The sequence below is a fragment of the Spirulina sp. LEGE 11439 genome, assembly GCF_059821285.1.
Genome location: NZ_JCAMRX010000045.1, coordinates 23,942 through 45,221 on the forward strand (window position 1 = coordinate 23,942; position 21,280 = coordinate 45,221).

Sequence of the window (21,280 nt, forward strand, 5' to 3'; positions counted from 1 at the left end):
CTAGGGATTGCAGAGGGTGCAAAAAGGAGTAAAAGGGAAAGATAGCCTTGTAATCTCAAAAAATAATGCGGATTTTACTTTATTCCTACAATTACTACCCCGAACCCATTGGCATTGCTCCTTTAATGACGGAATTAGCCGAAGGGTTGGCTAAGCGAGGGCATGAAGTGCGAGTGCTAACAGCAGTCCCTTGGTATCCTAAAAGTGAAATTTACGAAGAGTATCGCGGCAAGATGTATCTCGTAGAAGAGAGGAACGGGGTGATGATTCAACGTTGTTACGTGCGATCGAGTCAAAAGCGAACATTTTTCAATCGCGCTTTATTTGAACTCAGTTTTATGGTTTTGAGCTTTTTTCAAGCGTTATTCGGTAAATACAATCAACGACCAGATATTTTGATTTTAACAGTACCGGGGCTTCCTGTGGGCATTCCTGCCTCAATTCTCGGTTGGATTTATAAGTGCCCGACAATTTTAAATTTACAAGATATTTTACCCGATGCGGCGGTTCATGTGGGTTTATTAACTTCTAAATTTGCCATTAAAGTTTTTACTCAGCTAGAGAAGTATAATTATCGCACGGCGACGAATATTTCGGTAATTTCTCAAGGATTTACAGAGAATTTGTTGGGAAAAAATGTTCCAGAAGAAAAGATTACACTCATTCCTAATTGGGTAGATGTGGAGTTTATTAAGCCTTTATCAAAGGAAGATAATTATTTTCGCCGCGAGAATGGGTTAGGAAGAAAATTTGTTGTTTTGTATTCGGGAAATATTGCCTTAACGCAGGGGTTAGAAACTGTTATTGATGCAGCAGGATATTTGCAAGATATTCCTGATATTGCTGTGGTGATTGTCGGAGAGGAAAGAGCCTTGACAAAATTGCAAGATTATTGTCAGAACAAAGAGATTAATAATGTGACTTTACGACCGTTTCAGCCGCGAGAAAAATTGCCAGAAATGCTTTCAGCCGCAGATATTGGTTTGGTTGTACAGAAAAAGAATGTCATTTCCTTTAATATGCCTTCTAAAATTCAGGTTTTATTGGCAAGTGGTCGAGCCATCATTGGTTCTGTTCCGAATACGGGAACGGCTGCAAATGCGATTCGTAATAGTGAGGGAGGAATTGTAATTCCGCCAGAAAATCCACAAGTTTTAGCCAAGACAATTCGAGAGCTATACAACCATCCAGAACAAGTAAAACTGTTAGGAGAAGCGAGTCGCAAGCACGCGATCGCAACTTATTCGTTTTCTACAGCATTGGATCGCTATGAGGCATTATTTGAGAAATTGTTATTGCACAAATAAAAAGATTAAACTGGGTTCGGTCAACTAAGGTAAAACTCTGCATCAATACCTTTAAGCAGTGCTTTAATTAAGCTGTGGCGGTCTTTCTGAAGGTTGAGGTAAAGCTGGTTTTTTCCGAACTCCTCGAGGTGACGAAGTATCTCCAGAACGATCGTTAGGTGAAGAAGGACGATTTGATTCATAAGCCTGTACTGTAACAACATGAGTGACTATTTTTCCGAGCGGATCTGTCGCTTGCAAAATAAATATTTCTCGTGATGTCCCCGGTGGTAAAGCGTAGCTGAAAGAATCGCTAAGTTTGTATTTTCCTCCTACTGGAAAAAATTCTACAATTGTCTCTTCTCCGCCTTCAACCTGCCAAGAAAATTTGAGAAATCCGGGAGTTTTAGTATGATTCGCATGAAGATAAGAAGTTTTATTTCCTACTTCCTTGTCATTAATTGTAAAGGATATAATTTGAATCGGCTTAGCTGTTACTGTAATTGAATCTGTAATTTTAGTAATTTCTTCTTGGCTATTCTCAAGATTCGGAATCACAGAAAGCTGAAAACTATATTCTCCACTCGGTAATTTACCCAGAGAAATTTTTTGACATAATAAATTTTTATCAATTTCTTCTGGTTTAGGAATTGAACAAGATTCTTGTAAATCTTGAGGATATTGGGATATATTTAACTCTTTAGATTTACCATCTTGAGAATTTAAGCGGATCTGTAATGCTTTAATTTGTTGAGGATTCTCAATCTCAAAGTTAACGAAAATCTCATCTTTATTTTCCTCATATTTCCCTTCAACTACAGCAAATTCTTCAATTTTTGGTAAAGGCTTGGGAATCACAAACACTGTGTTCTGAATTTCCTTGCGATCGCTAGCTTTTTCAAGATCATCTCGAGGAAAAACTTCTACAGCAAAAGTAAACAGACCTGCTGATAAACTAGAAATATCTTGTTGCCAAGAACAAGTGAGTTGTTTGTTCGATTTTTCTTCACATTGTAAACGTTCTGGTTTAGTTTTGGCATTTTTGCGATCGCTTATTTCTTCCTCTTCCGTGCTGCGATCGCTTTTTATCTCAATATCATCAGCCAGATAGCTATAAACTTCTACATCTCCTGCTTCTGCTTGACGTAAAATTGCGATTTTTCCGAGTTGTTCTTTATTGTTCACATTCCATTCTAAAATCAAAGGAAGACGTTCTTTTTGTTGATAAGCAGAGTTACTGCTTTTCAGATCGGATAAACTTGGTTTTGGTTTAGGAGTGATTTCAATCGTATCAGTAATACGAGAATCAACGTGCTTTTGATTGCTTCTTTTTCTGACTCCTAAAAGTGTTTGATATTCTTTGGGAAAAATCTCGATTTCAAATTGATACTTACCAGGTAACAAAACTTCTCTTTCGTTCTCTACTTTTTCTGAGGATCTCTGAATATCTTGACTTGATAAATCCAGCAAAGAGAGATTAAGTCTTTCAGCTTTTTCATTTAGTATTTGTGCTAAGCTAAAATATATTTCTTGTCTATTTTGCTCGATAATACTTAATTTATTTTGTTCGATATCAATTAAGTAAACATCTAGCTCTGGAGAAGATTTTGACTTCGATCGAGGGTTAAGGACACCAAGAAGACTTGAAAAGCGATCGCGAATTCTGAGAGAAGATTTTTGATTGACTTTCGACGGAAGAAAAGAACTACTCGATAATTCAGACGTAGAATAAGTTTTACGAATTTTCTGTTGTTTTTCATCAATCTGTGTCACCACAATTGTATCGAGTTCATCGGGAACGGCGATCGCAAATTTGAGAAAAACCGATTCATTATTTTCAAGTTTATAGATATTGCTCTCTTTTTGTTGTCTATCAACAGTTTCTAAACTTTTAATTTGGGGAGAAGCAGGCATATTAAAAAACATAAACCAAGCAGCCACTGATAATCCAGCCAGTGACACTAAAACTATCGTTATAATTAATAAAATCAACATCCATAAAACCCACCAAGGATAAGGCTTCAATAGAAGAGTTGTTTCTATCTTTAACTTTTTATCGCGATATATTCCTCGATCGCGTTTTAGTTCTTCAATATCGGGAATAATAGGAGGCTTTTGTGTATCGGGAAGCAAGCGATCGCGATAATTCTCAAACTCTGGTAAAAATTGAGTTTCTTTTCCTGTTCCTTTGAGCGATCGCCGCCACCATTGAGGAGATTTAAGCTGAAAACCTGTAGTTTTTATTTCCCCCGGATCGAGAGTCACTAATTGAGAATGAGGATCGTATTTAAACAGATTCTCCGAGTCAGCCGCTTTAACAATAATTTGTCGCCTAATATTACCTTTATTAATCACTTTGACTCGAACATCAAATTCAGGTTCGGATTGTTGAGAGGATTCATTTTGTAGTTTTGTTTTTGTTCGATTCCATGTAGAACGATCTTGTTTCAAATAAGACGAACGCGCTTCTTGTTCGGGAGGAAAAATATCAAAAAATTCGGATTCATAAACTTGTTTTTCAGAATTGAATTGGTGGCGATCGCGTTTCTTTTTCGGCTTGCGTGTCGGGAATTTATAGAGAGAAGGAGAAAGCTCAATTTCTAAGCGATCGTCAGGAATAATTCTAAAGTAAAATATATCTAAAAGAATAACTTCTCGATAACTTTTAGAAGTTAAACATAAGGTTGGAGAATAAATTCCCGCCGGTGCATATTGGGGAGGTGTTAATAATAATTCAATAATACCATTGCGGTTAGGATTGAGATTCAATCCTCCTTCCAAAAGAGAATCAAAATTGTTACCGGGATAATTAATTTGATACCATTCTTTCGGTAAATCCGGACAGTTTAAAAAGAAGCGATCGACTAATTCAGAACGATTCTCAACCCTCATAGAAACTTTAAATAATTCTTCTGCTTGCAAAGCATAAGGAGTTTCCGCACTGGTTGGTGGTTGAACGAGAAATTCTGGAAACTCTACCCATTCCGATTTTGGTAAGCGTAATTGTTGAAAATGGCGCGTCATGCGCGGTGGATACTGAGAAGATTCAATAAGGAGAATTTCGTAATTATAAACTTCTACTTTTTCGCCAACGGGAATTTCAAAATTGAGAGTAAAATTTTTAGTTTCATTTCCTGCTAACTCTAAGAATTCTGGCGCGATCGGACACCATAAATGCAAGCGTTGAGCTTGTTCATCTCGTCCTTTAATCCGAACTTGAATTTTTGCTAACTGTTTGCCTTGATTTTTCAGAGAAAATACTTTTTTAATCGGTAAACCGCGCCGCACTTTTTGTTCGCGATCGCCAGAGGAGAGTTCTTTTAAAACCAGTTCATTTTGAATGGGAGTTTGCATTATTTCCTTGTTTATTCTGATTTAAAACTTAGAAAGATTGCGAGCATCTTTCCTCATTATTTTTTTTGATGCTTGTTCGATATAATTGAATGCGATGAGATGCAGCATCGCTAACAACCCAAAGATAATTTTTATCTTCTTTAATATCGACACTATTGAGTCTAGTTTTGGGAAATTCTCCCAGTATTTTTTCATCAATTCGCTTTCCTTCTTCATCTAGCAACCAAAGTTTAACTCGACCATCATCCCCCGTACTCGCAAGATAGCAACCATTAGGAGTCATAGCAACCGATCGCACGGGTTGACCTTGATGACCGTCCGACCATTGTTCGATAACTGCACCGCATTCTTGTAAAGGAATTGATTTAATTTCGTCAGTATTTTTATCAGAATTAGAATATTGAGAAATACAGCGATTGATTTTTTTGAGATTCCATAAAGTGATATAACCATTATTATCTGACATTGCTAAAGTTTCATGTCTACCTCCTTCAGCGATCGCTAAACTCGTAATATAACTTTGTTGACCTAAAATAGGCTTTAAAACCTCTTTTTTTGAGTTTTGAGAATTTTCCGGTTTAAAATAAAATTGACCTTCATATCTTATTTTTTCTGTATTATCCCCAAATCTCCAAAAAGCGAGCTTATTGTATCGTCCTGCAAGAACAAGGAAATTGTTTTTTTCCGATACAGCTAAACTCAGAGGAACAAACTGAGAATAAATCGGAGTAATCAAAGGATTTTGTGGTTTCTTTTCATTAATTGGAATAGACAAGGGTAATATTTCGATGGTTTCAATCGAATCTAAAATACTGTTTAAATCCCATTGATAAACGGTATTACTACCATGACTGGTAAAAAAATAGTTGTTAGTAATATGAATCCCAAAAATCCGATTATTTCTCACTTCACCGCGATCGTCAACAAAATAAAGTCGAGTTAACAAAATTTCTTTATTAATATCCCAAAGTTGTATTTCCCCATTCTCTAAACCCATCACAAAGATATTATTCTGAGTCAAAGTATTAGGAGTTGCACGAATAGTTTGAATTGCATGGTTAGGTTGTTCAATTTTTTTTCCATTCATGTCAATCTCTTCCCAGATCGTGCCTCGATCCTTCAGACGATGATGTTCTGGCCACAAAGTTTTATCAACTTGCCAACGTCGTAAGGTTCGATCGCTAGACCCACTAACCACTGTACTTGCATCTCGATTAAAACGCACTGCATTGACAGAAGATTGATGGCGATCGCCAAATTGAGGAGAAAACCACCAAAAACCAATAGAAGCGACCAATAAAAGAATCTGAATGGCAAATTGAACCACCAGAAACATTGGTAAATTGACAACTTGACTTTCTGGGTGTAGGGATGAAGGTGAAGGTTTACCAGACTCTGGATCGATTAAAATGGGGGCAATCGTTAACTGAAGTCGATAAGTAAATCTCAATAAAATTAACCAAGTTCGTTCCTTCCAAATTATTAATGAGATATTCTTTTCTTCTCCCGGTGAGAGGATAATTTCTCCATCGTCGAGTTGATAACTAAATTTTCGTTTTGCTTCCTCTGTAATATGTTGGCGATCGAGAATAACCTGTTGTTTTAAATTACTATTATTTTGGAAATTCAGTAAATAAGTTCTGCGATTTCTAAAAGATTTAATCAAGAAGTTGGCGGGATTTAATCGTTTTCCTATTATCTTAAACTCAACCTCTCCTTTCGGAAGAATTTCAATCGTTCCGCTTATATTAGTGGGAAAGTTATCATTTTTTGCGTCAATTTTAAACTCATATTTTTCTCTTAAAATTTCTCTGGGGTTTTTAGGCGGACAAAATAGACAAACTTCTTCTATATCTTGTGTGGATTCGAGGGCAAATTTCTTCGATTCCCCAAATTTTGACTTTTTAAACTTAAACCAATTCCTTTGCAAACCGGGAGCAGAAATCCCAAGATCGATATCAATAATATTCGGCATTAAGTTATAAAGAACAATCGGGATTTCGAGAGTTTCTCCAGGAAAAACTTTAAGATGTTTGATCGGTAATAATAATTTTAAAGGAAGTTCCGAACGTTCGACCCGCAAACTGAGAATATCTTCTGCATAAATATGACGATCTTCAATGGCAAAAACTTTTAAACTGATTTCAATCGTTGCATCATAAAGATTTAAAGGAGGTTTAATAATTGTGACTTTAAATTCTGTAGTATCTCCCGGTGGTTTTTTTGCACAAAAAGAAGGCTCAATGCGATACCAATCATTTTCCGCAGTTTGATTGAGTTCTCGAATAGAAAGTTTGGGTTTGAAGCTAACAAATTTCTCGCTTTGATTCGTAACTATTACCGTAAATTCACTTTCGCGATCGCGACTTCCTAATTGCAGTTTCAAATCTTTTTTAGAAAGCTGCATTTTTACAAAATTGCCCATTTTTTTATCTCCTCTACAACAAATTATCTTGAAAATATCTACTTATCTCGTGGTATTTTTTGAGATGCACCGCTAAGCTGTGTTAACCTGCGACGCTGCCATGCAAAATGGAGAATATTGAGACCAAACTCTTGAGCAGTACGAATCTTATGACGAGGAAGATCGAGATTTTTTGTTAATCCCCAACAATGGGAGAGATTGCCATCAACGATCAGAATTCCATCAGCATATTTTAAATCTGTACAAGGTTCTGGAAGCATGGAAAAAAGGAAAGGTTGAAGGTGTAAAGGATGATCTAAATCTAAGGCTTGCCAAGATTTTAGCTCTTTTCCCATAAACTTCGATCTGGGTTTATCCAGAAAAGTTGCAATTTTCTTTTCAATCCTCCATCCTTTATCAGAGGTTTCGATTAATAGTATCCCACCTGTTTTCAAGTAAGTCTTTATCACTTCAAGACCTTCTTCTTTTATATTTTCAAGTTCGTTTTCGAGACAATATAGTAAGTCTAAAGATACAATTTTAAGGGCTAATTTTTCAATTTCATCAATGCTTCTATTTTGCGCGTCTATTCGATCGCAATGGAAACCATAACTTAGATGCAAAGAAGCGATACGAGTCGTTAATTTTTCCACATCATCTCGATCGGGTGCGAGGGAATTAGGATGATTAAAATACTCCAAATTAATTGTTAGCTCTGGATCTAAAGAAGGTGCAGATTTTTGAAAATACTCAAAATTTTTATGATAAGATTCGCGGTTAGTTAAAATTCCGACTCGTATTTCTCGCATCGATCGCGAACTAGCCAACATTCTATAACGTAAATCTAATTCATTCGCTTGTGGTGCAAAAACATCATTAGGAGCATTCAAGCGAGTCATATTCCCTCGCGTTTCCCAAGTAAAGCGACATAATTCTAGTTCTCCTTGGTGAGGAGGATTTGAGAATAAATCTAAACGAAAACTTTCCGTCAGCATTTCGCGATCGCCGGTATATTCTAATTGGTCTGGATCTCGATGGCTAATTACCACATAAACCGTCATCGGTTGCGATAATCTGGGTAGATCGAGAGGCATCGTTTCGGGTTTGGGAACAATAATAGGATTCCCGTGCCAGTCGATCGCAATTCCGGGTTGAATTTCTACCCAAGGAATCTGACGAAACTCTTCAGAAATATCTTTGGGAGCCTGAATAGAACGGATTCCTAAACCATACACAATACCCGGTTGATTTAATGATTGATAAATTAGGTTTTGTCGCTTGCGATGATACTGATGGGCGCTTTGCCAGCGCTTTGCATCGATCGCAAGTCCATCGTAAACATTTAAGCGCTCTAAAATCGGAGATTCATTGAGGCGATCGGGATTAATGAAGGGAGGAGGAAAAAATTGTTCGCTCATAATATCGATTCAACTGCGAATGAGTCTAACTAAGTTAGCGCCCTCGAATTGAAGTTATAGTAACATAAATTGAAATCAAAATAATCTGTATCGAGCCACGATCGTGTCAACTCTATCTACTATTGTCCTAAAAACGAGTTTTTTATTTCTCGCACTTACCGTTTTCCCTCTCTGTGCTATTGCCGCAAAGGAAAACAGATACCCTCTTTTAAAGAATTACCTTTTATTGTCAGAATTGCAGCTATCTCAAGATTTAAGGATTTCTCCTCCGTCATCGCCTTCTCTTCCTCAGATCGATCTTCCTAATGCAGATCCTCCAATAAATCCCCTCACTTTACCTGAATTTGAGTTGGAAGAGTTCGAGTTTTGGGATGAATTGTGTCGCACTCTTTCCTCGCGAGAAAATGCCCTTGACACGATCGCGGCTTGCCAAAAGGCGATCGCAGAAGATCGCAAAAACCCGGAACTCTGGTTGGCTCGGAGTGAGGCATTATATGAACTGAAGCAATACGAACAAGCACTTGTTTCCTACGATCGCGTTCTCGAATTCGAAGACGATCATTCTCTGGCATTAACGCGTCGCTGTATTTCCCTGTCTCGTTTGGGTCGTTACGACGAGGCAATCGTATCTTGCGATCGTGCTTTAGAGGTTGATGAAAATTGGGGGGAAGAACTACCCAGTGCGGCAAATTTACAACGGGGTTTAATTTTCGCTTGGCAAGGAAAATTTGAAAACGCCCTGAATGAATATCATCAAATCTTGCTTTCTGACCCCGAAAACGCCCTCACAACTGCCGAACGCTGTACGGTTTTCCTACAACTCAAATACTACCAAACTGTAAAACAAAATTGCGGTAATTTAGAAGTTTTAGTCTCCATTTACGATCGCTTTTTGGAGAGCGATCGCGATCGAGCAATCCTCTGGACTCATCGCGGACTTCTCTTCGCTGCTTTAGGTCAAGATAACAACGCCTTATTTTCTTATGAAAACGCGCTAAAATTAAAACCCGACTTACCTTTTTTACTGGTCAATTATTGCGCGACTCTCAATCATTTAGGACGTTACGAAGAGGCGATCGAAGCTTGTGAAAAATCTTTCGAGCTTCCTCAGCGAACGGATGCAGATGATGCTTTTGCTTGGAATCAATACGCTCGCACTTTGATGAGCTTAAGCAGATATTCAGAAGCACTAGAAGCCGTGGAAAAAGCACTACAATTCAATCCGAATAATAAACGGCTTCGCAAGTTCAAGATTGCTCGGGAGAATAGCGGAATTTTAGAAAAATTATGGCAGCGATTATATATCGAAAGCTTGAATAATCAAGCGATCGCCTTGTGGTATTTGAATGAAGCCGAACAGCAAGAAAGACTCTTAGTCGAGACCATTGACCAACAACAACGATTGCTCGCCAATGCTCAAAAGCACGTCTCTGATGCCGAGAATTTACTCGATCGCGTTCTCGAACTCGATCTCAATTATATCCATGCTTGGTTTAATCGCGGGAGAATTTTGCGTTCCCTTGCCCCCATTCGCTACGAGAGAGCGGTTGAAGCCTACAATCAAGCGTTAGTCGTCCCGGTTCGTCCAATTACTGATATGACTTGTGAGGATATTTTGAAGATGCCCACCTTAGATATTAGTGCCAAGATAAGCCCGAGAGATCGACGGACTTGCACGGATATTTTAACAAACAAAGGTGTTTCTTTATTTTATCTGCAAAAATGTCAAGCAGCATTATCGCCAATGGAACAAGCAACTCGGTTAAACCCAGATAGTCTTGAATCTTGGAATAACCAAGCGATCGTTCTTCTTTGTTTGGCGCAATCCAATTCCAGCTATTATCCTCAAACCTTACAAGCCTATCAAGAAGCCTCTCGCCTCAGCCCAGATAATTTAGAAGTTCTCCTCGGTCAAAGTTTGGCTTTAGAAGGGATGAAACGCTATCAAGATGCCCTCGCAATTTACGAGAAAATTTTACAAATTAACCCCGATCGCGACGACGCAAAACAAGGAAGAGATCGCGTATTAGATTATTTACTTGCCCCTCCTTAATTCTGAGTCCAAAAGAACAAATAATTCTAGAGAAGCCATTTTAGCGAGCGAGCAACCATCCTCGCAACACCTCTGCTACCGTCCACGCTTGAGCAAATGCCCCTCTCGGAGTCATGGGTGCATCCCCATCGAAAATCTCACTGAGATTCCCCACGCAAGCATCTTTGAGATGGTGTTCCATGGAGGCGAGAAATTCCCTCGCTAAAGCAGGATTGTTGTAAACGTGTAAGTGAGCTTGGACAAAATGACCGAGGAGCCACCCCCACACCGTCCCTTGATGATAATGACCATCTCGTTCATAGCGATCGCCGCCGTAAACGCCTGCATAATTGGGATCGTCTGGGGAAAGCGATCGCAACCCGTGAGATGTCAGTAAAGATTGAGCGACAGCATCGATAATTCCTTTTTGTTCTCGCGGGAGGAGCAGAGGTGAGCCGCTAATTTGTGAGAGTGCAGCCGGTAGAGAGACGGCAAAAATTTGATTGGGACGTAATGCGGGATCGTTTCCGTCTGGACTGTCAATAACGTCATAACAATATCCCATACCGTAATTCCAAAAGCGGCTAAAACCCGCGATCGCTTTCCGTGCCATGCCTTCATAGCGTTCCGATGGCTTGCCCAACTCCTTCGCTAAATGTGACATAATCACTAAAGCACCATACCAAAGGGCATTCACTTCAATCGGTTTACCAATTCGAGGCGTGACCACCCAATCATCAACCTTGGCATCCATCCACGTCAGTTGCACCCCGGTTTCTCCGGCATACAGCAAGCCGTCTTTAGAATCTACTTGAATATTGTAACGAGTGCCGCGAATGTGCCAATCGATAACTTCTTCTAAAGCCGGAAATAACTCGCGAATGCAATTAATATCTTTAGTCGCAGCGTAATAAGCGCGAATGGCTTCAAAGTACCAGAGAATGGCATCGACGGTATTGTATTCCGGACTGTTTGTCCCATCGGGAAATAAATTGGGCAACATTCCTTGGTCTAAATACTTAGCAAACGTCCGCAGAATCGTCTTGGCGATTTCCGGACGACCCGTGGAGAGGGTCAAACCGGGTAGGCTAATCATCGTATCCCGGCCCCAATCTCCAAACCACGGATAACCGGCAATAATTGTTTTGCCTTCGGGTTCATCGGGAATGGGGCGATCGACGAGAAAGCGATCGCCGGCTAAAACTAATTGTTCGATCCAATCAGGTGCTGTCTTGTGGGACTCTTCGGGGGCAAAGAGATAGGGCGTGCTATACCAGCGATCGAGTAACTCGCGATCGCGATCTTGACGTTGTTTTAACGCTTCTCCTCCTTGAAGATTGGGATTTTGCACGGTACTGGCAACTAAAGTGAGAGAATTCCCCGGCTGTAAAGTCACTTCTAAATTAGCGGCATAGAGATGATCCTCGCGATCGGGGAGTCCGCGATATTTCTCGACACTCAATCCATAGTTTTTATACCAAATATGAGCGGACTCCCATTGAGGTTTGGGCAAGGCATTATTGCCTTCCCGGGTGGCGAATAAATAAAAAGGAGTAGCACTGTCAAAGGCTTTAACACTGACTCCACCCTCGATCGCGTCAATTTTCATGCGCCAATCTCCGCCGTGAGTTTGGCTGTGAAAATCGCGATAATTGGTCAGTGCTTTAATGGAGAGAGACAAAGGGGAGCGAGCGCGATGCAAAGTATAGCGAATATAAGTTGTATTTTCTCCCATCGGCATCCAAATACGCTTTTCCAGCAGTGCATCTGCGATCGCAAATTTCCAGATCGGGAGGGATCCCTCGATCTGAAAACTTTCAATTTCCCGATAGCCGTGAGGATCAACAGAACCATCGATCCAACGGTTGGTATAAAGGGGATAAAATTGCCCGCGATATTGAATGAGTTCGTCAAGTTTTGTTAAAAGCAGAGTCCGTCCCAAAGGCGGATTCAAAGCCGCAACGAGCAAACCGTGATAGCACCGCGTCAGTACGCCAGAAACCGTTCCTGCCGCATAGCCGCCACTCCCATTGGTGACTAACCATTCTCGCGTTTCCGATGTGGGTAAATTGCCGCAGATGTCCCGTCCGAATTCAATAGCCATTTTGTTTAGTTCCTTTGTTTTGAAAAGTGAGGACTAATCGTAAACGCAACAAAAATTTAAGATTTTTTACGGATTTGGGTGTGAGGGATTGAGATTCTCTCTCGATAGTTCTAGAATATTAACTCATCAATTAATATTATCGAGCGGAAACCTTTTTCCAGAGATTGTAGGGAAAATTGGTTGTTGCAAATTCTCAATTCGCGTTCACAATATAATTAAGTCCCAGGATTTACTATAAAATGGCAGCTTTAACAATGATTCAATCTTTAATTAATCGCTATACAACGGAGACCGAGCCGATTCGTTCTTTGCCTTCCTACTTATCCGGGAAGAATCAGCAGAGTTTATCCCATTTAAAAAGAGCGATCGCGATCGCTCGAGGAGAATATGCTTTAATTTTTGCACGTTGCGAGAGTTCGCGCGTGCGTCGGAAAATTATGCAGCACCTTTCAAATGACGCGGCGATCGCCTTACAAGAAGTTACGCTGCATCCTTCTGTCGTTCATTTGTTGGATACCCTCGAAGCTGTCGCGCGATCGCGTCGCGAAAGTGTCAATCCTCCCGATGTCCTCGCCGTGACGGGTTTAGAGTCAGTTGTCAATCTCGAGACATTACTCGAAGAAACTAACTTTGTTCGCAATGGATTTAACCAATCTTTATGCTTGCCCATCGTGTTGTGGGTCAATGATAAAACTTTACGTCGCATCAAGCGAATTGCACCAGATTTTAGCAATTATGGCGCAACATCAATCTGTTTTGAGTCTCTCTACGTTATGGGAGAGTGAAGCCCCTCATCTATCCGAAGGATGATGAGCGGGTGTATTCACGTTTAATTTAAACCTGATGTAAGGAAGAATAGTAAAAAATAACTACTACAGTCGCTATTTACAATTTGCCGATTTAGTTTCCGCGTGTAATTTGAATCGTGTAGGGATGATATTGATTTTTCTCGTAAGACCCTACCCAAATGCGATATTGACCTTCTAACCATTCTCCCGCAATACCGGGATTCTTGTCTTGATAATCGTCATTACACCACGTTCCCCCGGGACCGCTCACCACGATGGTCGTATCGGCTGGACTGCGAACTTGAATATTGAGAAAATTAAAGAAACCCGTTAGCGTGACCACGTGATCCGGTTCGCGATCGACAAAACCCACACAGGGACCCGTAGGAGTATCCACGCGATCGGAAACATTTCTCGCAGCAACTTCTCCTCCACTAATACCGCGAATCATAATCGTATTGGGGGTATTAGGCGCAACAAAGGGGGAAATAATCGGACTTTCAAAAATGGGCGGGGAAACTTGCGATAACGCGAGATGGGAGGCGAGAAATTCCCCAGCGAAGAAGGCGATCGCGGCCAACCCCGTTACCTTCAGCATATCTTGAGGAGTCTGGTTTGCTTTTTTTGCTTTTCTGAAGTTCATTTTCGGATCGGGATGATAGGATTAAGAGAATATTTTCCAGAAGAAAAGAGAAATCGATCCTTTCCCAGTCTTCCCATGACGGCAATTTTCTCAAATTGTTGCTCAAATTTTACCAAAGTTAATCTTTTATTCTCCCTCGGCTTGTTTTTCTAACCATTCCTCTAGTTCTGAGTCGGTAATAAAGTCCCAAGCGGCTTCTGCGAGTCGGTCTAATTGTTCATTCGACAAAGATTTAATTTTTTCTTGGATAGTCACATCTAATTTAAAACGGCGGTTTAATAAGCGCAGAATAATTGTTAATTTACCAAATTGAATGCCTTCTTGTCGCCCTTGTTTAATTCCTTGCTGTCGTCCTTGCTGAATACCTTCTTGAATCCCTTCAGTTTTACCTTGCTGAATGCCTTCTTGAATTCCTTCATTTTTACCCTGTTGAATGCCTTCTTGAATTCCTGCTTCTTTACCTTGCTGAATGCCTTCCTGAATCCCTTCATTTTTACCAAGGACGATCGCATTTTGGCGATCGGCGATCGCGAGTAATTGCTGTTGAACGAGGGCGAATTCTTCGCGGGTTAAGGAGTCTATATCTGCGAGGGCAAAAGCTTGCTGAATTTCAGGAACAACAGCCAATTGTTCGGGAATCGTTTCTAAAATACTGGCATTTTTAAGAAAATAAATCCAGCGATCGCCAATCGTTTCTAATGCTCCTAATTCTTTCTGAAATTTAGGCAGTTCTACAAAAAACAATCCTAACTCACCATTGGGATAACTCAAATTCGTCTCAATTTCTTTAAAGGCAAATCTAGAGATCGGAGTATCGATCTCCTCAAACATCATAAAATCTGTTAAATAAATTGCCATTAAGGGCTTGATTTCTGGCGTTTTTTCTCTTTTGTCAAATAATTGTTGTGAATAGCTCTTGGCAGCGTGATATAAAACTCGTTTACCTAAAGTTTTTAAACTTAAAAATTGCAGATCGAAAATACATTTATGTTCTCCATTCAGGATTGCTTTTAACGTTAAGGGATGATTTTCTTCGGCAATGAGCGATCGTGCATTAAAGTCAGCAATTTCAACTGACTCTACAATAGATTCACCTTCATATAGTAAAGCATTTAAAAAACTCAATAAAACATCTTGACTTTTGGGAGAGCCAAAAATTCTCTTAAAGGCAAAATCAGTTTTGGGATCGATAAAACTCATTTTTGTTGTTTGTTGTTAATTATTGGTTATTAGTTACCGGATTTAATACTTCAAATTGCAAATAAGGTTGTAGGACTTCAGGAATTTTAACAGTCCCATCGGGTTGTTGATAATTTTCGAGAATTGCTGACATGGTACGACCGATCGCAAGTCCCGAACCGTTGAGAGTATGAACGTATTTCGTTCCTTTTTTTCCCGTTTCCTTAAAACGAATATTAGCGCGTCTGCCTTGGAAATCCCAACAATTAGAACAACTGGAAATTTCTCGATATTTGCCCGCAGATGGCAACCATACCTCAATGTCATAGCATTTCGCGGCACTGAAGCCTAAATCTCCGGTACACAGTTCGATAACGCGATAGGGCAGTTTCAACGCTTCTAAAATCGCTGTCGCGTTTTTAAGCATTGCTTCGAGTTCATCCATCGAAGTCTCGGGGGACACCAGTTTAACCATTTCCACCTTATTAAACTGGTGCAAGCGAATTAATCCGCGCGTATCTTTGCCGTAACTTCCGGCTTCTCGACGAAAACAGGGCGTATAAGCGCAATGATGAATAGGCAGTTCGGCTGCGTCGAGAATTTCCTCGCGATATAAATTCGTGAGGGGAACTTCTGCGGTTGGAGTTAACCAAAGGTCATCTTCAGCACATTGAAAACTTTCCTCGGCAAACTTTGGTAGCTGTCCGGTTCCCGTTAAACTTTGCGTATTGACCAGCACTGGAGGCATGACTTCTACATAACCCGCCTCGGTTTGTCGATCCAACATAAAGTTAATTAAGGCACGTTCCAAAGCCGCCCCTTTACCCAGTAAATTAACGAAGCGACTTTGAGCAATTTTAACTGCGCGTTTAAAGTCGAGAATGCCTAATTTTTCGCCAATTTCCCAATGCGGAAGAATATTTTCTCCGTCTCTTAAATATTCGTCTCCCCAACGACAAATCTCGACGTTTTCCGTTTCATTTGCCCCCATTGGGGTAGAGTCTGCAGGCAAATTTGGTAGTTGTAGAAGGCGTTCGTTAATTTGGGCAATGAGTTCTTTTTCTTGAGGTTCTAATGCTGCTAGTTGCGTTTTAACGTGATTTCCTTCTTCTTTTAAGGTTTTAATTTCTTCACTTTTTGGATCTCCTCCTCCTCTCATCTTCTGTCCGATCGCTTTGCCAATTTCGTTGCTGCGTGCCTGTAATTGACTGCGTTTTTGTTGTAATTCTCGCTGTTGTTTGTCCAAGTCGAGGATGAGGGAGAGATCGTAATCTCCTCCTCGGCGATCGAGACGATCGCTTACGAATTTTGGATTTTCGCGAATTTGCTTGAGATCTAGCATTTTGGGTAATAGGGCAAACAATCAATAACAAACAACCAATAACAAAATTAACGAGTAATGCGATTTAAGAGTAACAGGGAAGAGACAATTCCGGAAAAATGAGCGGCGATCGTATTTGCATTCGCTTGAATGACAAGGAGATCGATCGAATTGACTAATTTTTGCGGATCGACATTAGCGATCGCCCCGGGCGGGTTAGCGAGAGATTTCGCTAAAACCAATCCTACATTAGCTTCTGCCCCAATAATCGTCAGCAGCATGCCAATTAAATTCACCACTAAACCCGCCCGAATCACTTTAACGGTATCTGCGCGGTTGGGGCGTTGGGTTGGCTCGGGGTTTTGTAGCATTTGCGCGATCGCCATGTAGCGAAAGGAATAATAAATACTAATTCCCAAAGCTAGCAGCCCCAATACCGCGCAAAATACGCCCAATTCCGTACCTTGGGTATTGGCAATATTATCCGAACCAATAAAGCTGGAACTGGCAAAAAGGACGGTAACTGTAGAAATTACACCCAAAACCAGTTGCAGCCAAAATCCGATCCGACCGGCCCATTTCAGGTCGGAGGAGACTTGCTGGACTTTTTGGGGGATGGGGGATGCCAGATCCCCTCGCTTTTTTTCGCTCATGAGCTTCTTTCTCTCGCGATCGCCTCGGACTTTTGCATTTTCCATCTTAAATGGAGAAAGTCACAAGAATTTTTTCTCGGGAAACTTTTATTAAGAAGCGGTCGTCTGGAGGTCAAGATTTCCTGATGGCGATCGCAGGGTGCGGTAGAGGAAAAACAAGATATCTTTTTCGAGTCGGGATTTGTTAGGAATTTTTTTGCTCCTCCGAGATAAAAATACTGTTACTCTAGATATTGGAATGAGTGAGGCAAGAGCGTTCGTAAGGGCGTTTTTTCGACCGATCGGACAAGTCTCTCGAGCGGTTAAATCCTTCCCTTATCTAGCATGCGCTTGCCTTTGAGCAAATATCCCAGCAATTGGCAATGCGGTCTTAATTTGTTTTCAGTATTTCGGCGGAGAAAATTCCTCCCGAACTCTAGAGAACCAGCGAGAAGATCGCTATACAATGGATCGGTAACAAAAGCTAAAACTTGGTTCGATCTGCAATTTCACCCGACTCATTCACCAGATTGAATGATGGGTTCTGAAATCGGCAATGTCGAGTAGGCAATTTTACCGAGCAGAATATTGCGGCAAAATGTTAAGAAAATACTCGAGCGTGCGATCGCGTATTACTCGAAAGCATTTACCAAGAATATTCACCGATCTGCTGGGGTGCATCCACAGTTAACGCCAGCAACTTGTGATTCAAAACAAGTGAGTTTGAACGTAGTTAACTGGGAAACTTGACGGGTTAAAAAAATGAAATTTGAAGATATTTACCAGTTCTTTCACAATCCTCCCCCAAACTATCTCAATAAAGAGTTGGCAGTGTGTTACATTCTGTCGGTCTTGTTGAATGGCGAATCCTATGGCACGGAATTGATCGAGCAACTCGAGAAAACGCAACCGACTTACCGTTTATCCGATACGGTTCTCTATGGTGCCCTCAAGTTTCTCGAACAGGAACGAACCATCGCCGGCTATTGGAAAAAGGTGGAAGGCCGGGGTCGGCCGCGCCGCATGTATCAAATCTGTGAGGAAGCTCGCAAACAGTCGGAAGATCTCGCTCGCTTTTGGTGCGCTTATGTTAATCGCGATCGCGAAAGCCGAGCGATGTAAGGGATTTCGGTTGGGGAATTGGGGGTTTGAGATGGGGATAGAGACAAAAATACCCGTTCTCCTCCTCCTTCTTCTTCCCTCTTTATCCCGTGATTTCATGCTTTTTTTTGTAGGGTATTCGATCGCTTGAGTTCTTCTATCGTTCTATTTCCCGTACAGAAGAGAACGGTTTTGAGTTCGGTTTCTAACAATCGAACGAGGTTATCGATCGCTGCGGGAGAGTCAGAGGCAGCTTGGAGAAAGGGAAAGGCTAAACCCACTAAGTCTGCACCGAGGGCGATCGCTTTGGCCGCCTCGAGTCCATTTCGCAGTCCTCCCGAGGCGATCGCGGGCAGTTCGGGATAAAGGTTGCGAATTCCCAGCAAACATTCTGCGGTGGGAATTCCCCAGTCGGCAAAGGTTTGTCCCAGTTGTTGCTGTAAGGTATTCGTAGCCCGTTCGCTTTCTACTTTTGCCCATGAGGTGCCACCGGCTCCAGCCACGTCGATAGCACTCACCCCAGCCGCAACCAAATATTGTGCCATTTGCGGCGAAATGCCGTTACCGACTTCTTTGACGATGACGGGAACGGATATTTTTTTGCATATTTTTGCGATTTTGTCAAGTAAACCTTTAAAGTTTTTATCGCCGTTGGTTTGAATGCACTCTTGCAGGGGGTTAAGGTGAAAAATCAACGCGTCAGCTTGTAAGATGTCCACTACGCGCAAGCATTCATCGATGCCGTAGGTATAGTTAAGTTGAACGGCTCCAAGATTGGCAAATAGAGGAATATCGGGGGCAATATTTCGCACGGCAAAAGTATCGGCAACCTCAGGCTTTTCTACGGCAATGCGTTGAGAACCGACTCCCATTGCGAGTTTATAAGTTTGCGCGGCTTCTGCGAGGCGATAATTAATCATTTTGGCTTGTTCGGTGCCTCCCGTCATTGAGGAAATGAGAAAAGGGGAACCGAGGGTTTTACCCAGAAAAGTCGTGCTTAAATCGATGTCATTGTAGTCTAATTCCGGCAAACAAGCGTGCAGAAAACGATAGCGATCGAAACCATTGGTATTCTGACGAAATTGTACGTCTTCTTCTAAACAAATTCGCAGATGATCTGCCTTACGTGTTTGAGTATTGGACATTTTATAAGAGTGAAGAGTAAAGAGTGAAGAGTGAAGAGTCAGAAATCAATTGTTTACTGTTCATTGCTTATTGATTCAGCAAGTTGTTTGATTTGATCTTTGTATTTAGGTGGGGCAAGATTTACGGCGCGAGAGTAAAGGGGACGTGCTTTATCGATTTCTCCTTGTTGTTTGAAAATTTCTGCTTTTGCCCAAACCGGACGGAAATCCTCAGTATTGGTCTCGATAATTTTGTCATAGACTGCGATCGCTTCGGTATAGCGTTTCTGGTTTTCATAAACTCGTCCCAATAACATTTGCACGGAAGCAACATCTATGCTACTGGGGTTAACGGCATTGGCTTGGGCTGCGGTTTGTAGCGTCGCTTGTAATTGCCCGATCGCTCGTTCGGGACGCTTGTTTTTCAGTTGTAAAGAAACCATGCCCTGTAAGGCTTTAATATAACCGGGAGCAGTGCTGAGAATGCGATCGTAGGCTTGAAAAGCGCCCTCGTCATCCCCTAAATATTCCTTCGCTTGGGCGAGCAGGATCGTATAATCGGGTTGTTGGGGATGAGATTCAGCCAAACGTTCGAGAGGAGGTAGAGCTTTTTCGAGTTTCCCCTGTTCCAAGCGCACTTCGATCAACCCCTGTAGTGCAGTAGCGCTATCGGGTTCTCGTTGTAAAACTAACTCGTAACCTTGCGCTTTCGCATCAAGATTCTCCGATCGAACAGGAGAAATTTGCGGGGTTGGAGTGGCTGCCGTCCCTCGGGAGACGCGATCGCTTTGAAAATTTCCCATCAATGGTAACAAGGACCCACCAATCAAAAGAATAATGAGAAGGATCGAGAAAATTAATATAAAGCGATTGTTAGAAGCAGTTCGTTTCATGATTTTGTTGTTAGTTGTTGTTGGTTTCCGAGCAAAGTCAAAGAGCAATGATTCAATGTTGGCGCAATGTTGGCGCAATGTTGGCGTGAAGATATAATGAATAATTGTTAAATAATAAAACCGAATAATAAATAACAAATGATGAAATGCGATCGCCCTCTCAACTTACTCATCGGCAATGATGACGGGATTTTTGCTCTCGGCGTGCGAATCCTAGCCGATACTTTAGCAGAAGCCGGGCATCGCGTCACCGTCGTTTGTCCCGATCGCGAACGGTCGGCCACCGGTCACGGTTTGACACTACACCAGCCGATCCGTGCCTATCCAGTAGATTCTATTTATCATCCCTCGGTTACGGCGTGGTCTTGTTCTGGGACTCCCGCCGATTGTATCAAACTCGCTCTCTATGCGTTAGTCGAAGAACGCCCGGATATGGTTCTTTCTGGCATCAATCAAGGGGCCAATCTCGGTACGGACATTCTCTATTCCGGCACCGTTTCTGCCGCAATGGAAGGGGTAATGGAAGACATTCCCAGTATTGCTTTTAGTTTAACCAGTTTCACCGAAAAAGTCTTTCCCACGGCGGCAAATTTTGCTCGAGAATTACTGGATAAATTTGCAGAAAATCCCTTACCGGAAGCTACATTACTCAATGTTAATATCCCCCCTGTGATAGAGGCAGAAATTGCCGGAGTTCTCCTCACTCGTCAGGGCATTCGCCGTTATATCGAACAGTTTGAAAAACGAACCGATCCGCGTGGAAAAACTTACTATTGGCTGTCGGGGGAAGTCGTCGAAGAAGTCGAACAACCGCAACATTTACACTTACCCCCTCAGATTCCTACGGACGTGCAGGCCATCCGCGAGAATTATATTTCCATTACCCCTTTACAATATAACTTAACTGACGTTCGTGGCTTTAATTGGTTATGCGATCGCAATTGGTTTAACTCGTAACCATTTATTGATAGACTTGATTTGCATCATACCATTCCTCTATT

General features: G+C 41.4%; 15 protein-coding genes. 5 read left to right on the top strand and 10 right to left on the bottom strand.

What is annotated here, in order from left to right:
- Window positions 1-65 precede the first annotated feature (65 nt).
- Window positions 66-1,307: a glycosyltransferase family 4 protein gene (locus AC6RV6_RS23050; RefSeq protein ID WP_500243228.1), complete on the top strand. Its 1,242-nt coding sequence runs from the start codon at window positions 66-68 to the stop codon at window positions 1,305-1,307.
- Window positions 1,308-1,370: 63 nt separating this feature from the next.
- On the opposite strand, the gene AC6RV6_RS23055 is transcribed toward AC6RV6_RS23050, so the two are convergent.
- The 3 genes from AC6RV6_RS23055 to AC6RV6_RS23065 are packed head-to-tail and all read right to left on the bottom strand — an operon-like array spanning window position 1,371 to window position 8,462.
- Window positions 1,371-4,640 carry a COG1470 family protein gene (locus AC6RV6_RS23055; protein WP_500243229.1) on the bottom strand — a complete coding sequence of 1,090 codons (3,270 nt, stop codon included), beginning with the start codon at window positions 4,638-4,640 and terminating at the stop codon, window positions 1,371-1,373.
- A 28-nt stretch (window positions 4,641-4,668) separates the two neighbouring features.
- Window positions 4,669-7,065, bottom strand: coding sequence for a hypothetical protein (locus AC6RV6_RS23060; protein ID WP_500243230.1), 2,397 nt, complete (start codon window positions 7,063-7,065; stop codon window positions 4,669-4,671).
- Between the two features lie 38 nt (window positions 7,066-7,103).
- Window positions 7,104-8,462, bottom strand: a complete 1,359-nt coding sequence (locus AC6RV6_RS23065; RefSeq protein ID WP_500243231.1) for a hypothetical protein — start codon at window positions 8,460-8,462, stop codon at window positions 7,104-7,106.
- 235 nt (window positions 8,463-8,697) lie between these two features.
- Here AC6RV6_RS23065 and AC6RV6_RS23070 point away from each other — a divergent pair, with 235 nt between their 5' ends.
- The gene (locus tag AC6RV6_RS23070) at window positions 8,698-10,515 is read left to right on the top strand and encodes a tetratricopeptide repeat protein (protein WP_500243232.1); all 1,818 of its coding nucleotides are present in this window, start codon (window positions 8,698-8,700) and stop codon (window positions 10,513-10,515) included.
- A 40-nt stretch (window positions 10,516-10,555) separates the two neighbouring features.
- Here the strand turns inward: AC6RV6_RS23070 and AC6RV6_RS23075 are convergent, their stop codons facing one another.
- Entirely contained in the window at window positions 10,556-12,598 is a 2,043-nt protein-coding gene (locus AC6RV6_RS23075; RefSeq protein WP_500243233.1) for an amylo-alpha-1,6-glucosidase, read from the bottom strand.
- 239 nt (window positions 12,599-12,837) lie between these two features.
- Between AC6RV6_RS23075 and AC6RV6_RS23080 the strand changes: the two genes are divergently transcribed.
- Window positions 12,838-13,383 carry a hypothetical protein gene (locus tag AC6RV6_RS23080; protein WP_500243234.1) on the top strand — a complete coding sequence of 182 codons (546 nt, stop codon included), beginning with the start codon at window positions 12,838-12,840 and terminating at the stop codon, window positions 13,381-13,383.
- Between the two features lie 115 nt (window positions 13,384-13,498).
- Here AC6RV6_RS23080 and AC6RV6_RS23085 read toward each other — a convergent pair whose 3' ends face one another.
- The 4 genes from AC6RV6_RS23085 to AC6RV6_RS23100 form a co-directional block, all read right to left on the bottom strand.
- Window positions 13,499-14,029 carry a hypothetical protein gene (locus AC6RV6_RS23085; RefSeq protein WP_500243235.1) on the bottom strand — a complete coding sequence of 177 codons (531 nt, stop codon included), beginning with the start codon at window positions 14,027-14,029 and terminating at the stop codon, window positions 13,499-13,501.
- 126 nt (window positions 14,030-14,155) lie between these two features.
- Window positions 14,156-15,229 carry an Rpn family recombination-promoting nuclease/putative transposase gene (locus AC6RV6_RS23090; protein WP_500243236.1) on the bottom strand — a complete coding sequence of 358 codons (1,074 nt, stop codon included), beginning with the start codon at window positions 15,227-15,229 and terminating at the stop codon, window positions 14,156-14,158.
- A gap of 19 nt (window positions 15,230-15,248) precedes the next feature.
- Window positions 15,249-16,550, bottom strand: a complete 1,302-nt coding sequence (gene serS, locus AC6RV6_RS23095) for a serine--tRNA ligase (RefSeq protein ID WP_500243237.1) — start codon at window positions 16,548-16,550, stop codon at window positions 15,249-15,251.
- A 47-nt stretch (window positions 16,551-16,597) separates the two neighbouring features.
- A complete protein-coding gene (locus tag AC6RV6_RS23100) occupies window positions 16,598-17,227 on the bottom strand; it encodes a DUF3611 family protein (RefSeq protein ID WP_500243238.1) in 630 nt (209 codons plus the stop codon).
- A 696-nt stretch (window positions 17,228-17,923) separates the two neighbouring features.
- Between AC6RV6_RS23100 and AC6RV6_RS23105 the strand changes: the two genes are divergently transcribed.
- Window positions 17,924-18,283, top strand: coding sequence for a PadR family transcriptional regulator (locus AC6RV6_RS23105; protein ID WP_500243239.1), 360 nt, complete (start codon window positions 17,924-17,926; stop codon window positions 18,281-18,283).
- 95 nt (window positions 18,284-18,378) lie between these two features.
- Here the strand turns inward: AC6RV6_RS23105 and fni are convergent, their stop codons facing one another.
- Window positions 18,379-19,407, bottom strand: a complete 1,029-nt coding sequence (gene fni, locus AC6RV6_RS23110) for a type 2 isopentenyl-diphosphate Delta-isomerase (RefSeq protein WP_500243240.1) — start codon at window positions 19,405-19,407, stop codon at window positions 18,379-18,381.
- 53 nt (window positions 19,408-19,460) lie between these two features.
- The gene (locus AC6RV6_RS23115) at window positions 19,461-20,279 is read right to left on the bottom strand and encodes a tetratricopeptide repeat protein (RefSeq protein ID WP_500243241.1); all 819 of its coding nucleotides are present in this window, start codon (window positions 20,277-20,279) and stop codon (window positions 19,461-19,463) included.
- 141 nt (window positions 20,280-20,420) lie between these two features.
- On the opposite strand from AC6RV6_RS23115, the gene surE reads away from it, so the two are divergent.
- The gene (gene surE / locus AC6RV6_RS23120; RefSeq protein WP_500243245.1) at window positions 20,421-21,236 is read left to right on the top strand and encodes a 5'/3'-nucleotidase SurE; all 816 of its coding nucleotides are present in this window, start codon (window positions 20,421-20,423) and stop codon (window positions 21,234-21,236) included.
- The last annotated feature ends 44 nt before the right edge of the window (window positions 21,237-21,280 follow it).

Excerpts from the sequence above, each read along its gene's own strand:
- AC6RV6_RS23115 (WP_500243241.1), bottom strand. The coding sequence starts at position 20,279 with ATGAAACGAACTGCTTCTAACAATCGCTTTATATTAATTTTCTCGATC.
- AC6RV6_RS23105 (WP_500243239.1), top strand. The coding sequence starts at position 17,924 with ATGAAATTTGAAGATATTTACCAGTTCTTTCACAATCCTCCCCCAAAC.
- AC6RV6_RS23085 (WP_500243235.1), bottom strand. The coding sequence starts at position 14,029 with ATGAACTTCAGAAAAGCAAAAAAAGCAAACCAGACTCCTCAAGATATG.
- serS (WP_500243237.1), bottom strand. The coding sequence starts at position 16,550 with ATGCTAGATCTCAAGCAAATTCGCGAAAATCCAAAATTCGTAAGCGAT.
- AC6RV6_RS23060 (WP_500243230.1), bottom strand. The coding sequence starts at position 7,065 with ATGGGCAATTTTGTAAAAATGCAGCTTTCTAAAAAAGATTTGAAACTG.
- AC6RV6_RS23080 (WP_500243234.1), top strand. The coding sequence starts at position 12,838 with ATGGCAGCTTTAACAATGATTCAATCTTTAATTAATCGCTATACAACG.
- AC6RV6_RS23050 (WP_500243228.1), top strand. The coding sequence starts at position 66 with ATGCGGATTTTACTTTATTCCTACAATTACTACCCCGAACCCATTGGC.
- AC6RV6_RS23100 (WP_500243238.1), bottom strand. The coding sequence starts at position 17,227 with ATGGAAAATGCAAAAGTCCGAGGCGATCGCGAGAGAAAGAAGCTCATG.
- AC6RV6_RS23090 (WP_500243236.1), bottom strand. The coding sequence starts at position 15,229 with ATGAGTTTTATCGATCCCAAAACTGATTTTGCCTTTAAGAGAATTTTT.
- AC6RV6_RS23065 (WP_500243231.1), bottom strand. The coding sequence starts at position 8,462 with ATGAGCGAACAATTTTTTCCTCCTCCCTTCATTAATCCCGATCGCCTC.
- AC6RV6_RS23075 (WP_500243233.1), bottom strand. The coding sequence starts at position 12,598 with ATGGCTATTGAATTCGGACGGGACATCTGCGGCAATTTACCCACATCG.
- fni (WP_500243240.1), bottom strand. The coding sequence starts at position 19,407 with ATGTCCAATACTCAAACACGTAAGGCAGATCATCTGCGAATTTGTTTA.
- AC6RV6_RS23055 (WP_500243229.1), bottom strand. The coding sequence starts at position 4,640 with ATGCAAACTCCCATTCAAAATGAACTGGTTTTAAAAGAACTCTCCTCT.
- surE (WP_500243245.1), top strand. The coding sequence starts at position 20,421 with ATGAAATGCGATCGCCCTCTCAACTTACTCATCGGCAATGATGACGGG.